At 57.2% G+C, this 13,802-nt stretch carries 13 protein-coding genes; 9 read left to right on the top strand and 4 right to left on the bottom strand.

Translation table 11 applies throughout. The features are described 5' to 3' along the window. Nucleotides 1-11: 11 nt before the first annotated feature. From BW41_RS05570 to BW41_RS05560, 3 genes are all read right to left on the bottom strand, one after another. Nucleotides 12-629, bottom strand: coding sequence for a polysaccharide biosynthesis/export family protein (locus BW41_RS05570; RefSeq protein ID WP_235199575.1), 618 nt, complete (start codon nt 627-629; stop codon nt 12-14). Nucleotides 630-769: 140 nt separating this feature from the next. Next, nucleotides 770-2,149, bottom strand: a complete 1,380-nt coding sequence (locus BW41_RS05565; RefSeq protein WP_037532288.1) for an O-antigen ligase family protein — start codon at nt 2,147-2,149, stop codon at nt 770-772. A gap of 58 nt (nt 2,150-2,207) precedes the next feature. Beyond that, entirely contained in the window at nt 2,208-4,157 is a 1,950-nt protein-coding gene (locus tag BW41_RS05560; RefSeq protein ID WP_037532287.1) for a polysaccharide biosynthesis protein, read from the bottom strand. Between the two features lie 219 nt (nt 4,158-4,376). On the opposite strand from BW41_RS05560, the gene BW41_RS05555 reads away from it, so the two are divergent. From BW41_RS05555 to BW41_RS20405, 8 genes are all read left to right on the top strand, one after another. Then, nucleotides 4,377-5,507: a DegT/DnrJ/EryC1/StrS family aminotransferase gene (locus BW41_RS05555; RefSeq protein WP_037532285.1), complete on the top strand. Its 1,131-nt coding sequence runs from the start codon at nt 4,377-4,379 to the stop codon at nt 5,505-5,507. Beyond that, nucleotides 5,504-6,136 carry a sugar transferase gene (locus BW41_RS05550; RefSeq protein WP_037532283.1) on the top strand — a complete coding sequence of 211 codons (633 nt, stop codon included), beginning with the start codon at nt 5,504-5,506 and terminating at the stop codon, nt 6,134-6,136. Before BW41_RS05555 ends, BW41_RS05550 begins: the two co-directional genes overlap by 4 nt. Nucleotides 6,137-6,204: 68 nt before the next feature. Then, nucleotides 6,205-7,677, top strand: coding sequence for a right-handed parallel beta-helix repeat-containing protein (locus BW41_RS20420; RefSeq protein WP_081792924.1), 1,473 nt, complete (start codon nt 6,205-6,207; stop codon nt 7,675-7,677). Nucleotides 7,678-7,740: 63 nt separating this feature from the next. Continuing rightward, on the top strand, nt 7,741-8,613 hold the full coding sequence (locus tag BW41_RS05545; protein WP_037532280.1) for a glycosyltransferase family 2 protein: 873 nt from the start codon (nt 7,741-7,743) through the stop codon (nt 8,611-8,613). Between the two features lie 31 nt (nt 8,614-8,644). Beyond that, on the top strand, nt 8,645-9,247 hold the full coding sequence (locus BW41_RS20415) for a class I SAM-dependent methyltransferase (RefSeq protein ID WP_081792923.1): 603 nt from the start codon (nt 8,645-8,647) through the stop codon (nt 9,245-9,247). Nucleotides 9,248-9,255: 8 nt separating this feature from the next. Beyond that, entirely contained in the window at nt 9,256-9,930 is a 675-nt protein-coding gene (locus tag BW41_RS20870; RefSeq protein ID WP_152542133.1) for a hypothetical protein, read from the top strand. A gap of 10 nt (nt 9,931-9,940) precedes the next feature. Continuing rightward, nucleotides 9,941-10,966: an EpsG family protein gene (locus tag BW41_RS20410; protein ID WP_161773116.1), complete on the top strand. Its 1,026-nt coding sequence runs from the start codon at nt 9,941-9,943 to the stop codon at nt 10,964-10,966. Then, on the top strand, nt 10,963-11,883 hold the full coding sequence (locus tag BW41_RS20405) for a glycosyltransferase (protein ID WP_161773115.1): 921 nt from the start codon (nt 10,963-10,965) through the stop codon (nt 11,881-11,883). The genes BW41_RS20410 and BW41_RS20405 overlap by 4 nt, the downstream gene beginning before the upstream one ends. Before the next feature lie 15 nt (nt 11,884-11,898). On the opposite strand, the gene BW41_RS20400 is transcribed toward BW41_RS20405, so the two are convergent. Further along, nucleotides 11,899-12,564, bottom strand: a complete 666-nt coding sequence (locus tag BW41_RS20400; protein ID WP_152542131.1) for an acetyltransferase — start codon at nt 12,562-12,564, stop codon at nt 11,899-11,901. A gap of 80 nt (nt 12,565-12,644) precedes the next feature. Between BW41_RS20400 and BW41_RS20395 the strand changes: the two genes are divergently transcribed. Further along, nucleotides 12,645-13,412: an SDR family NAD(P)-dependent oxidoreductase gene (locus tag BW41_RS20395; RefSeq protein WP_200870353.1), complete on the top strand. Its 768-nt coding sequence runs from the start codon at nt 12,645-12,647 to the stop codon at nt 13,410-13,412. Nucleotides 13,413-13,802 lie beyond the last annotated feature (390 nt).

Raw genomic sequence — 13,802 nt, 5'->3', positions numbered from 1 at the left:
GTGGGGCTCGACTATTGCAAGATAGCGATAAGGGGCCCCGCCAGCAGCGGAGACAGGGAGACAAAGTCACGGAACAGGCGCCGTTGCGGAGAATCTCCAACAATGATGACGTCGTTGGCGTAGATCAACGGATCATCATATGCCCCACGCCGAACCTCGGCGATGTTGTACAGGCCAGCCATCTTGTGTCCGTTGACCGTCCGCAGGATGACTACGTCGTCCTGACGGGCATATTCGGACAGCCCCTTGGCAGAGGCAATCACCCGCATCAGCGTCATTTGGTTGGTCACGGGGTAAAGACCGGGTTCCACGACCTGACCATCTACGGTGACGACCTGGCTGACCGAACTCTTGATGTTGACGATCGCTTCAGGGTTACGAACATAGCGCCCACGAAGCGAGGTCTCGATAAGCCGAGCCAATTCACCCGCTGTTTTGCCGCTCGCATCGATCGTGCCAATCAGCGGCATCGAAATCCGACCGCTGGCGTCGACCTGAAGTTCACGGCTGAGGTCTGGCACATTGAAAACGTCGACTTGAATCGTATCGAGCGGGCCAATCAGCGAGGGACGATCGGCCGCGGTAAGGTCAGTGCGGTTGGGAGCGGGCAGGGCACCACTTTCGGGCACGACTGTCAGCCTTGATGTTGAGACCAATGGCTCCCTTCCTCCGCACGCCGAGAGGCTAGCCGCCACGAGAAGGGCGATACAGGTTTTGCGCATGCGCGAGGGACGCTTCCGAACTGACCAAGAGCAAGTGGCTATAGAGGCTAGTCTGCATCCGGTAAAGCTGGGGATCGATGCTGATCGTAGCCCTCTGTCAACCAGCAAGCGGCCAGGACAATTATCGCCATCATCAGCGGTGTCCGTGCGGGATAGTCGAGGAGGCTGGCAATGAAGACCAGCAGCAACGTGGCCGATCCCAGTTTCGGCACCGCATATCGCAGCGCCCCGCCCCTGCGCCACGCCTCCAGGCTTCGCCGGCCCCACCACAGCAGCGCTATCCCCTGCAGCAAGACGCCGATCAGGCCGGTGTCGAGCACCACCTCCAGCCAGTCGTCATGAGCATGATTGAAATAAGTAAGCTTCAGCAGGTGGAAGGGCTCGTGTTGGCGAAACAGCGGATCGAACCCTCCAAGCCCCGCACCGGCTGGGAAATACTCTCGTATCATTGTCATAACAACGGGCAGGCCGCGGCTGCGCATGTCGTCGCCCATGTCAGCCCCGACAAGACGGGTTATCGACACGGCGCGGTCGCTTGAAACAGTGGCAATGGCAAGCACGATGCCGATTACGACGAGGCTGCCGACGAGCAGCAGAACGACCCGGCGTGGCTGACCACTCAATGACTGACGAATGCCGCGCTGGACGATGACCAGCCCGAGACACAAACCGATCACGCCGACGAGAAGTCCGGCACGAGATCCGCTCGCCAGGATCGTCAGCACCAGCAACAGCCCCATCGCCGCCGCCATCGGGCCACGCCAGCCGGGCAAGCGGCCACCGCGATAGGCCCAGACCGGAGCCAGTATGAGGCCCAGCGCGAGAAACAGTGCGAAATGGTTGCGGTTGGCAAAATTGCCGGCGACCTGCCCGACGGAATCGTTGACGAACGGGTTGTCGAAACCGGCACCAATGAGTTTCAGCAAGCCGACAAGCATTGAAGCACAGACGAGGCACAGCACTACTCCTGGCAGCAATGCTCGCTCGTTCGCCGTTAAGGATGCCGTCAGGAAAAGGACGACCACCGGCACGATCAACGACGAGGCCGCATTGGCCGCCGCCCAGGGAACGATTGCCCAGGGTCGCCACGGTTGTACCTGTCCGCTGGCCGCGGCAGCTTCCGCAAAGATTGTGCGGCCGGGAAGAGCCTGCCAAATAGAGGGCGGAAGAGGGACGAGCTGAAGCAGCGCCACGATTGTCGTGGCTCCCACGAGAAGCGCGACAGGACGCAACCGCGGCTCACGCGGCGGGGTCACGAACAGGACGGACACGCCCAGCGTTAGCCATGCGCAGGCGCGTACAACGATCTGTCCACTGACATCGCCACGCGAAGCCCCCCCGGCGAACCAGAGCACGACCAAAAATGACAGGAGCAACGCGAACGGCAGGCTAGCGCGTATGGGCAGGCGAGCGGAATGAACGGACATTGATGGACTCCGGAACGAGCGGACGTCGCACACGCGGTATGCGATCGGTCAGGCGCTTTCAGACGCGCGCAGCAGTCGGTTTCAGGGTAAGCGGCAGGACCTTGCCCGGCCGCCCGTTTTCCAGACTGACCCAGTCGACGATATCGCTGCTGGGCGCGAATTCAACGACAAGCTGGCACAACAACTCGCGGGCCATCTTGACATTTCCCGCACCAATCAGTTCCGCCAGACGCAACAATTGCGGATCCAGCTCGCTCCACGGCAATTTATGCTCGTTTGCCTTCATGATACGGGGATGCGCGGTCGGGAGTGGGTTCGCGCCAATGAGGAGTTCCTCATACAACTTTTCGCCAGGACGCAGGCCGACCACTCGGATTTCGATGTCGCCGTCTGGCCGACCCTCGTCGCGCACCGTGAGGCCCGACAGACGGATCATGTTCCGCGCCATGTCGATTACTCGTACCGGCTCGCCCATATCTAATACGAACACCTCACCGCCCGTCGCCATCGCCCCCGCTTGGAGCACCAGGTGCACGGCTTCCGGGATCGTCATGAAATAACGGGTGATGTCGGGATGCGTGATCGTGATCGGCCCACCCGCTTGGATTTGCCGGGTGAAAAGCGGCACCACTGAACCACTAGACCCCAAGACGTTGCCGAACCGAACAATCGAATAACAGGTGTCGTGATCGTCGAGGCTGCTGAGCCCCTGCAACACCAGTTCGGCTAGCCGCTTGGATGCACCCATAATGTTTGTAGGGCGAACTGCCTTGTCGGTGCTTATGAGCACGAAGTCGCGAACGTTGTAGCGTGCCGCCAACTGCGCGACTGTGGCGGTGCCAATCACATTGTTGCTCAGACCTTGCAGCGGATTGTGCTCTACCAACGGCACATGCTTATACGCCGCTGCGTGGAAGATCATCTGCGGTTTCCACGTTCGCAGGATCGTTTCCATGCGCGTTGTGTCCGTCACTGAGGCGAGGAGCGGGACAAGCCGCTCGCCCCCTGTTGACTGAAGCTCAAGATGTATTTGATACAGCGCATATTCACTGACATCAACGAGCAGTAGCCGCTTGGGCCGCATCGCGATGATCTGCCGGCAAAGCTCGCTTCCGATGGACCCGCCTGCGCCCGTTACAAGAATGACGTTGTCCGCGACATGTTCAAGCAGCGCATTGCTCTCGTACGGCACTGGATCGCGCTGCAGCAGATCGGTGATCGTCACTTCGTGAAGGTCGCTGGCATGAACGGCACCATGTGCCAAGTCCATCAATCCGGGCAGCGTCCGCACCGTCACGCCAAGATCCTTCAAATCAGCGATGATCTGCGTTCGCCGCGTCCGGTTGGCGGATGGGATCGCGAGCAGGATATCGGTGATGCCAAGGCTTTCGATATAATGCCCGAGTTGCTGCGGCGGATAGATGCGTAGGCCGCGAACTCGGCTGTGATGCAGCGATCGATCGTCGTCGACGAAGCCGACGACCTTCATCTCATGACTATTTTCCATGACTCGGGCTAATTGCTGACCAGCCGACCCAGCACCGTAGATCAGGACGCGGTTCCGCGCCGCGGAAGCACGGATCCGACGATAGCGATTACCCAATATGGCGCTTGTAGAAATGCGGGTCACGGCGATCGCAAGATAGAGCAGCGCCGGCTGGATCAGGCCGACCGTGCGCGGGACGCCATCGAAACCGTAAGCTGTAATGAACGAGGAATACAGCAGTCCATAGATGATGCAGGCCATCGCGCACGAGGTCATGGCATCGACACCAGCGTGACGGAATACCATCCGGTAGAGTCCAAAGGCCGCGAAGACAGGAATGGCAATGACGATTGACAACACGATAGCAATCGCGGGTCGGCCGTTCATCGGGACCCACTGGCCAAGTCGCAGATAGTAGGCAATCCACAGCGTCAGCGCACAAAGCGCCGCATCGACCCCCACAGCGATGGCGCGCTTGATCGGTCGCGGAAGCGCCAGCAAAGGGTCGGTAATATTTCGCATCGACTGTGCTCCGCGATGTGGGCAATGGCTTGCCAGCGATGGTGTGGCTGCGGGCGCGTCCTATCGCTTTGTGCACCGTCCGGGAAGCGTCGCCTGCAATCGCGGCGACAGAGCCGGGCTTGATCGCTGCCGCTCATTCCCGCAAACGCCGCAGCGAATGCTCGAAAGATCGCCACAGCTTCGACCAAAAAGCATCTCGCGCCAAGGAAATACGACATCATGCCGGATCGCCTGTTTCTGTCACCACCGCATATGGGCCCGAATGAGCAGCTCTATGTCGACGAGGTATTCCGCTCTAACTGGATTGCTCCGATTGGGCCGTTCGTCGATCGCTTCGAGGACGATCTGGCCGCCCTGACTGGTATGAACGCCATGGTCGCGCTCTCGAGCGGCACGGCCGCGCTCCATCTGGCGCTGCGACTGAGCGGTCTGCGCCCCGGCGACGAGGTATGGGGCTCAACGATGACCTTCATTGGCGGCGTCGCCCCGATCCTCTATGAGCAAGCGCGCCCTGTATTTCTTGATGTTGATGCCAAGACGCTGCTGCTGGATTTGGACCTGCTGGAAGAGCACTTGGCGCAGCGAGCGGGTTCGCGCGACGCCTTGCCGAAGGTCGTCATCTCCACGGACCTTTACGGCAGCGCCATCGACGCTACACGAATGCGGGCGCTGGCGGACCGCTTCGGCTTTTTGTGGATCAGTGACTCTGCCGAATCTGTGGGTTCTCATTGGAACGGCCAGCATGCGGGTTATGGTGCCGACTTCCTGATCCTCTCTTTCAACGGCAACAAGATCATCACCACCAGTGGGGGGGGAGCCCTCGGCTGCGCAGATCCGGCGAAGGCGGCCGAAGCGCGCTTTCTCGCGACGCAGGCGCGTGATCCCGCGCCGCATTATGAGCATACGACGTTCGGCTACAATTATCGCCTGAGTAATGTCTGTGCGGCGATCGGGGTCGCACAGCTGGAGGTACTGGAAGCCCGCGTGGAGGCGCGACGGGCGATCAACGCCGCGTATCGTCGCGCGCTTGGCGACCGGCCTGGCTTCTTCTTACATAATGAGCCGGAGACGGGCCGAGCCAACCGCTGGCTGACCACGATCGAAATCGACCCGATCAAAGCCGGCATCGCCGCCGAAGCCATCCGTCTCGCACTGGAGGCCAAGAACATCGAGAGCAGGCCGGTGTGGAAGCCGATGCATTTGCAGCCAGTTTTCGCATCCGCATCAGCCATCGGTGGTGATTGCGCTGCTCGAGCTTTCGCTCGCGGGCTCTGCTTGCCATCTGGCTCGGCGATGACGCAGGATGACGTCGCGCGGGTCCTTGCCGTCATCGACCGGCTCTCGCGATGACGAAACGCCTGTTCGATCTGGTGGTCGTGACAATCGCAGCCGTGCTTTTGTCGCCGGTGTTCGTCATGGTCGGTTGCTATGTCGCCTGGATGATCGGCTGGCCGATCCTGTTCGCCCAGGATCGGGTCGGGATTGGCGGTAAAGTATTCAAAATGCTAAAGTTTCGCACGATGACCGATGCGCGCGATGCTACCGGTGCGCTGCTGCCAGATTCCGATCGACTTCCTGCCGCAGGTCGCTGGCTGCGCTCGACAAGTCTCGACGAACTGCCCGAATTTTGGAATATCCTGCGCGGAGACATGGCCTTGGTTGGCCCACGCCCGCTGCTCACCCGATACTTACCGCGCTATACGGCGGAGCAGATGCGACGCCACGAAGTACGGCCAGGGCTCACCGGCTTCGCCCAAGTCAATGGGCGCAATGCCCTCTCGTGGGATGAGCGCTTTGCGCTCGATGTATGGTACGTCGATCACGTTTCTCTGTCGCTGGACCTTAAAATACTCTTGCTGACGGTAAAACGGATTTTCGACCGGCAGGGGATCAGTGCGGCCGACAGTGTGACAATGTCGGAGTTCATGGGTACGGGCAACAATGATTGTGAGGTGGTGGAACCACACCGAAACAGGTGATGCATTGGTGCGGAATGTATCGGGCGCGGCTAAAGTCTTGCATACTCTGATTTAATCATACGGAGACGATGCCCTTGTCACTGAAGGACCTAGTCAAGCGCTGGCGCCGTGATCATCGTGCCAAGGCCGCATCTCGTGTAATCGAGATCGCGCCAAGTGAGGAACGACGCCGTATGTTCGTGGCCGCGATGGGGTCCAGCGCGATGCTGTGGTCGTCACGTGGTGCGCAGGCTAGTTGGCAGGCTGAACCGCGTCCAACCCCAAGCGGCGCAGATGGACGGATCAATATCAGGGCATTCGGTGCCCAGGGCGATCGGACCGCCGACGATCTGAAGGCGATTCGGCAAGCAATTGCGGCGGCCGCGAAGAGCGATCAATATCCGGCAAGTGTCTTCATTCCAGCAGGCAACTTCCGGCGTGGTGACAGCATCGCCCTGCCTAACCATATCTGCCTGTTTGGCGAAGGCGTAAGTTCGATCCTTAACAGCCAGAACGATCGAAGCTTTGATAGGCCAATTCTTATAAATGCAGCAGTCAGTGGACTAATTTCCGCCAGGTTGCAGGACTTGACACTTTATGGCGGATCGCACGGTATCAAGCTGGATGCCGAGCAAGAAAATGCCGACCTGCGGCTGCAAAATGTGGGAATGCTTTTGCAGAGCGTCGCCAATATCGAAGCGAACAAGCTGCTCCAGACGACAAAGATTATCAATTGCGTATTCGGTAGCGCGCCGTACGGCATCAAGGTTTCGGGAACGGGCACAAACTGCCTGATCGCCATCGGATCGGAGTGGATCGATCATTCCGAAGGATCGATCTTTCTGCGGGGGGCCGATGGCGTGACGATTGTCGGCGGACGTTTTGAAGGTGGTGGGCGAAAGAATCGCTATTGCATTGATATTGAGAACGCAAGTAATATTCTTTTTGTTGGATGCTTCTTTGAAAACGTACACGAATATTTAGCGCGTTTTCGCTACATTACCGGTAGCGTTGTGTTTGAATCCTGTCACTTTTCGGGAACGAGCGTCTCCGGCGGTCCGCTGCAATCATTCAAGTGGGACATCGCGGATAGCTGGGTCGTGTTTCGCGATTGCCTGAGCGTCCAGCCGATGGGGGTGGGAGGACAGATCACGCTCGAAGGTGGTAACCACGGCATTTTCGCGACGGACGTTCTATATGCGGGATCGGTCCAGTCTGGTCGCTTCCTAGTCCAACCGCGCGATGTTTCAGCCGCTGCGTTTGATCTGATCACGATTCAGGCCGGGTCTGCCGGCGGGGATTGGCAAGTACAGGGATCGCTGACCATCGTCGACTCCCAGGGTCCCGCCGACGCTAGTTCGGGCGACATCCCGGTTATCGTGTCGGCCGCATCGGAAAGCCGTCCACTGGGGCGGAGCGATCTGCGGCTCGTCCGACGCGACGCGACCCATTGGGCGATCGTGCGAGCGAGCGGGACGAAGACGCGGCTGGGTTGGGCGTTCCGATGGGATTGCACCGGAGCGGGAACACCTCCTTCGGTAGCTGCGGCATTGACGCGGTAATCAAAAAGCGGCAGCGGATCACCGCTCGGTGTCCTTTCCAGCGGCCATAGGCGATCTGCTGTCATGCTCCATGATCTATCGATACCGGCTGACGTACGTGCGGCGATCGTCGTGGTGCTGTTTCACCCTACGACGGACGATCTGGCAAATCTGCGAATGCTTGCCCGGGCGGGTATCCATCTCATCATTGTCATCAACGCGCTAGCGAATGAGGCTGTACCTTTACTGCCTGACGGCGACAAGGTGACCGTCATTATGAACGATCATAATGTGGGGTTGGCACGCGCCCTAAATCAGGGAATCGACACCGCGATCGGCGGTGGAGCGGATTATGCCCTGCTCCTCGATCAGGATAGCCGACCGCCTGAAGACTTGCTCGACAAGATGGTCGCGTCAGTGCGTTCTATCGAGGAGCGTTCTGGACGGCGGCTGGCCTGCGCTGCCCCGCTGCTTCTCGATCGGAAGGCAAGCAAGACGTTCGCGCCGCCCAAACCCAACAGCGGAACACTGGCGACATCAGGTTCACTGATCTCCCGCGCGGCGTGGAACAGCATCGGCCCGATGTGGGAGGAATTGTTCATCGACGGCATCGATCATGAATGGTGCTTCCGCGCACGCGCGCGCGGCTTTGATACGATGACGATTCCCGAGGTCGTAATGGAACACGACATGGGAGAAATCGGCGTCAATCTGTCCGGACGGTTCCGCCCCATCCATCGTTCTCCGGTGCGACACTATTTCATCATCCGCAATACGCTATGGCTGACGCGGCGACCTTACATTCCGCGGGTGTGGCGCTTGTCTGAGTTGGTCAAGCTGCTGTATCGCGCGCCCGTCTATGTCATCGTCAGCCGTGATCGACGCGCATCGCTGCGATCGATTGGCAACGCACTGCTAGACGGCATGACGGGATCACGGGCAAGGCAACCGATTTGACCAAGGTCCCGCTGCGAGGGAAAATGTTACAATGAAGCCGGGTTATTATTACGACAACGCGCGGACGGACGTGATTGACATCGTTCCGATAACACGTGCCGACGCTATATTGGAAGTGGGTGGCGGCGACTTCCCGACCCTACACCGACTGGGTGACGAACTTGGGGCTAAAACCTGGGGAGTCGATGTGCGTGCGCCGACAATTCCGTTTGACGGCTTCGTTCTGGGCTCGGTTACCGATCCGGCCGTTGTCGACCGCCTGCCACGAGCGTTTGATCTGGTCATCGCGAACGACGTCATCGAGCACGTTGAAGACACGGAAACGTTCTTCCGTGTGATATATGGCCTTCTTCGTCCCGGTGGCCTGCTGGCGATGTCCGTACCCAATATACGTCAAATCCGAACCGCATATCAGTTGTTTGTCCGTGGCACTTTCCCACGGGACGAGGCCGGGCTGTTCGATCGCACCCATGTCCGGTGGTTCTGCAAAGGTGATGTCGTGAGACTTGCCACGGATGCCGGCTTTACGCTGAAGACATGGCGTGGCTCAGGGCGGCTCGTTCCCTCCGCGCTAGCGCGGACGCCGATGGCCGAGTTTCTTGCACTACAAAATTTGTTTGTCTTCCGGAAGTGACACCATTTATGTACCTGCTTTCCGCGGCGGCTGCCGTCGCGATGACGGCAGCATTTCTGGTGGAGTCCTCATCGTGGTGGATAAAAGGTGCCTGCCCGCCAGGAATGGTGGGGCTGTATGTGAGCCGCTCTAACATCTATCTGTATTTCGGCAGGTTCTTTGCTCTAGCCTATAACGCATTGATCGCTTTCGGCATTGAGAATGGCGCCACGGCACGCCAAGTATCTGGAACACTAGCCATCGGCTTCGGTGCTGCGTTCCTAGCGCATCTCGTCATGTTATCAGGTGGGCGTGCGACGCGGGTGACTATGACGATGCTGGGGCGCATATTGCTGCTGCCGCATCAGCAATGGAACGTGGCTCCTGCTGCAATACCGCGTAACAAGTCTATCGTCTTGGCAACGGCGACGGCATCGCTATGTTTCGGACTTGGCATAAGCCTTCCGCTCCTCCTCGCAGTCTTTGTTCCACAATATAGGATGTCGTTGTCTTACGTGGGGCAGACAGTGAATGCTCTTGGCACTATCTTATTGTTGTTCATGGTCGATCAGCGCCTTTTCCGATCGCTTGATGAAGGCTCATTATTGAATGACCTACCGAGCTATAGCTTGGGAAGAGCAGCAGCGTTCGGTACAGCCGGTGTGATTTGCGCGCTCATCTACGGTAGTTCGATAAATGGATGAAAAAAATGCGATGCAATCTTCCAGCGAGAACGTAAGCGGCACCGTTCTTCATTGGATCATCTTAATTGTAATTGGCATCACAATCGGATGCCTGAGCATAAATACAAAACCGGATCGCTTTGCAGATTTTGATACTTATGTTCTTTATGTAGACCAGCTTGTTCATTTCCCTCCAGACAATTGGTATTTTTTCGAAGCCTTTTCAAATTACTGGCTGTTGTCACTGCATTGGCTGGTGCAATCGATATATGGTGCCGTCGTGGTGGCACATTACGCTTTGGGTGCCACGTTTCTTTTTTTCGCGGCACTGACGTTCGCTGCTGATGACTCGTCATGGAAATCGACGCTTTTCACTTTTGCGCTGCTCGGACCTGCGCTCGCCTTTGTCACGCTGCGCGCCACGCCGGCATATTTCCTAGTCGCGTTGGCCGTTCGCCATGCCATGAAAGACGAAAGACGCGCTTGGCTGTATATGTTCGCAGCGCTAATGTTTCACGCGTCCACGGTGTTAGCGATCGGGCCTTTCATGTTGCTGTACTTCCGTGATCAGCTGCCAACTGCGTTTCGCGCAGACAAGCCGGCTAAGATGTTCATAGTGCTTGTTTCTCTTCTGGTAATTGTTAGTGTTATTGCACCACAAATATCTAACGGCATTATATCTATTATAAAATCCGTACCATTTTTTGAGAAGTATATTGCTTATACAGAGGAAGGTCAAGCAAATGATTATGTAACTAGTATAAATCATTATATATTTCTGGCATTTACCGCTATTTTCACCGGAGGATTTTTCATATTTTCTCCGGCTAAAAACAAGAAATTAAATGTTTATTTGCTTTCATCATTTAGTATCTATTTTGGCTTGTTTTTTATTGCATCTCCAGTCGCCGCTTTCCGCCAGACGCCTTTCTGGCTAATTCCAATGATCGTGATATACCCGTGGGAGCGCGTGGGCGTTCGTTCAATTGGCACGCCGATTTTTGTTTGTTTGTGCGCAGGGCTGTTGTACTTTCAGTTTGGGCAGGTTTATCTGTGACTGTCGCGAAACCACGCGTCCTCGTACTTCTCGCTAGTTTCAACGGTGAGCGGTTTATTGAAGACCAGCTTTCCACCATCTTCCATCAATATGATGTCGATGTTCGTGTGCATGTGCGCGACGATGGCTCGACGGATGCGACCTTGCGCCTGCTTGAAGCGGTGCGTACGAACGAGCCGCGGTTGACGATTGAGCCCGATGACAATCGCACGACCGGCTCGGCAGCGATGAACTTCATTACGATGCTGACGACGACAAATTTTGGTAATGCCGACTATATAGCTTTGGCGGATCAAGATGACCTGTGGCTCTCTGGCAAGCTGGCTCGTGCGGTGCTTCAGCTATCTCGGAACCAAGCTGCCGGTTATTCCGCAAATCTGTCGGCGTTCGATGACCAGGGAAGGCGCCCGCCTTGGCTTGTGCTGAAGCACGGCCCCCAACGAAGATACGACTATCTGTTTCAGGGTGCCTCAGCAGGCTGCACCTATGTCCTGACTCGGGCAGCAGCCGAACGATTGCGGGTCTGGCTTTGTGGAGTCACCTTTCCCATTAACATTGGTGTGTCGCATGATTGGATTATCTACGCCTTCTTTCGTGCTAACAGATTAGGCTGGGTGTGTGATGATGTGGCTCCCATATTGTACCGCCAACATGCCAACAACGTATATGGATCCCGCCGGGGGATTGCTGATCTTCTGGCCAGGGTCAGGCTACTGCGGGATCGTTGGTATCGCAGCCATATCGTATGGCTCGCATCACAGCTAGAGCTTGGAGAACCCGACCGCCTCGTAGCGCGGCGCGTTATACGGTTGTCGCTGCTAGACAGATGCTGGCTGTTTGCATGTGCCGGTCAGTTGCGGCGCCGACCCGCCGACGTGCTGAAACTACGCTTGGCACTGATCACAGGAATTTTTTGACGAATGACCTGCCCGTCACGGCGCCGCTATCTTGGCCGTTGTAACGCCAAGCAGCTTGGCCGGAGCAGCGAAGACTGAGCGTCCGGCCGGTACGTTGCGATACACAATTGAACCCGCTCCGATCATCGCTCCGGCTCCGACTTTGACACGTGGAAGCAGCTTGGCCCCGGTGCCGATCGTGACACCAGTATCAAGCGCCACTCCGCCCGTGAGATCGACATGAGCACTGAGGGTGGAATAATCGCCAATCGTGACATCATGTCCAACGCTGGACAGGGCGTTCACGCTTACGAAACGCCCTAATGTTGCGTCGGCGGAAATAAGTGACAATGGGCAGACGATAGCGCCCTCGCTGATCCGAGCGGTGTTAGCAACAATGGCGCGCGGGTGAATCAACGACGCGAACACGCATCCACGTGCGTTGAGCGATTCAAACACCTTCTGTTTAGTGATTGGGGTGCCGATAGCCATCAACAGCCGGTCACCCGCTACAGGGTAATAATCACTGATCGAACCAAGCATTCCAACGGGATAGTCGAACCCATTCATTGCATTCTCGTCGTCGTCGATAAAGCCTGCGACGGCGGGCAATAGCCCAGAGAGATTGCAATCCTCGGCCCAGTTGATGAGTTCACGCCCAAAACCACCGGCCCCCACGATAATGGTGCGACCCTTTTCCAAATAACATGCTCCGGCTAGATGCGTGCACCATACAAGGTTGTCACGTCACGTGGCAATCGAATTGAACGGATGGGAGATCAATGATGAGCATTTTTGCGGCAGATATGTTGAAAGATCGACATGTGCTGGTCACTGGGGCGTCCTCTGGCTTGGGACGCGCCACGGCTCAGGCGCTTGCGATCGTCGGTGCCCGCCTGACGCTTCTGGGCCGTGACCACGAGCGGTTGGAGGCAACCCAATCGAGTCTGGCGGGTGATGGACATATGGTGCGAGTCGCGCCGCTCTCTGACATTGAAAGTGCGGCCGAAATTGTTAAGTCTGCCGCTACAGACGGTGGGCCAATCGATGGCATCTTTCATAGTGCGGGAACCGAATTGGTTCGACCAATGAGAATGTTCAAAAGCGAACATGCCGCGGAATTATTCGGTCCTGCAATCTACGGCTCGCTCGGTATCGCTCGGGCTGCTGCGTCGCGTGGCATCATGAATGACGGCGCATCAATCGTCTTCATGTCTTCCGTCTCAGGAATGCGTGGGACGGCCGGTATGGTGGGATACTCTGCTGCCAAAGCGGCAGTAGATGGCATGACGCGTAGTCTGGCCTGCGAGCTCTCCTCGCGGCGTATTCGTGTCAATAGTATCGCAGCAGGTGCAATTGTTACAGAAATGCACGGTAGATTGTCCAAGAGTTTGGGAGAGGCGGCGATAGTCGATTATGAGCACCGTCACCTGTTAGGATTTGGTCAGCCTTCTGACATATCTGCTGCCGCTCTTTATTTGATGAGTGACGCATCCGCTTGGGTTACGGGCACTACGATGGTGATAGACGGCGGTTATTCTGCGCAGTGATATTCCTCGACTTTATCTAATTGATGAATTGTAGTTCTATAAAGATAGGTGGGGGAGCGCGTAAGGAGGCGTCTCCCGCCTCGATTGTCAAAATTACCTTCCAGGCTAGTATTTTCATGGCGCGCATGGACACGCGACATTCCCTCCCTGTTTTTAGTTTGATCTGAGCAAAAGCTTCTTCCCGGTCGGGCCTGCGGACAAGGAGAGGGGACATGAAGAAGTCGCGGTAATGAGGAGCGGACTGCCTTTGCTGAAGCGGCGTTCGATGCGGTTGCGATGCCCATCTGACAGGAGCATATCTGTCCGATAACCATGATTCCCGGACACACCCCTAGCCACCGCCGCCGCCGCATGCCACGCTCCCCCCATGCCCCGCCGTCCGCCCGCATC

It is taken from the genome of Sphingomonas sp. RIT328 (genome assembly GCF_000632225.1).
In the GTDB taxonomy this organism is placed as follows: Bacteria; Pseudomonadota; Alphaproteobacteria; order Sphingomonadales; family Sphingomonadaceae; genus Sphingomonas; species Sphingomonas kyungheensis.
Note: the sequence above shows the minus strand (reverse complement) of the source record. Positions and strands in the feature narration are given on the sequence as shown.

Bases quoted from the DNA above. Each gene is read 5' to 3' on its own strand.
- BW41_RS05545 (WP_037532280.1), top strand. From the start codon at position 7,741: ATGCTCCATGATCTATCGATACCGGCTGACGTACGTGCGGCGATCGTC.
- BW41_RS05565 (WP_037532288.1), bottom strand. From the start codon at position 2,149: ATGTCCGTTCATTCCGCTCGCCTGCCCATACGCGCTAGCCTGCCGTTC.
- BW41_RS20420 (WP_081792924.1), top strand. From the start codon at position 6,205: ATGCCCTTGTCACTGAAGGACCTAGTCAAGCGCTGGCGCCGTGATCAT.
- BW41_RS20870 (WP_152542133.1), top strand. From the start codon at position 9,256: ATGTACCTGCTTTCCGCGGCGGCTGCCGTCGCGATGACGGCAGCATTT.
- BW41_RS20410 (WP_161773116.1), top strand. From the start codon at position 9,941: ATGCAATCTTCCAGCGAGAACGTAAGCGGCACCGTTCTTCATTGGATC.
- BW41_RS20395 (WP_200870353.1), top strand. From the start codon at position 12,645: ATGATGAGCATTTTTGCGGCAGATATGTTGAAAGATCGACATGTGCTG.
- BW41_RS05560 (WP_037532287.1), bottom strand. From the start codon at position 4,157: ATGCGAAATATTACCGACCCTTTGCTGGCGCTTCCGCGACCGATCAAG.
- BW41_RS20415 (WP_081792923.1), top strand. From the start codon at position 8,645: ATGAAGCCGGGTTATTATTACGACAACGCGCGGACGGACGTGATTGAC.
- BW41_RS05555 (WP_037532285.1), top strand. From the start codon at position 4,377: ATGCCGGATCGCCTGTTTCTGTCACCACCGCATATGGGCCCGAATGAG.
- BW41_RS05550 (WP_037532283.1), top strand. From the start codon at position 5,504: ATGACGAAACGCCTGTTCGATCTGGTGGTCGTGACAATCGCAGCCGTG.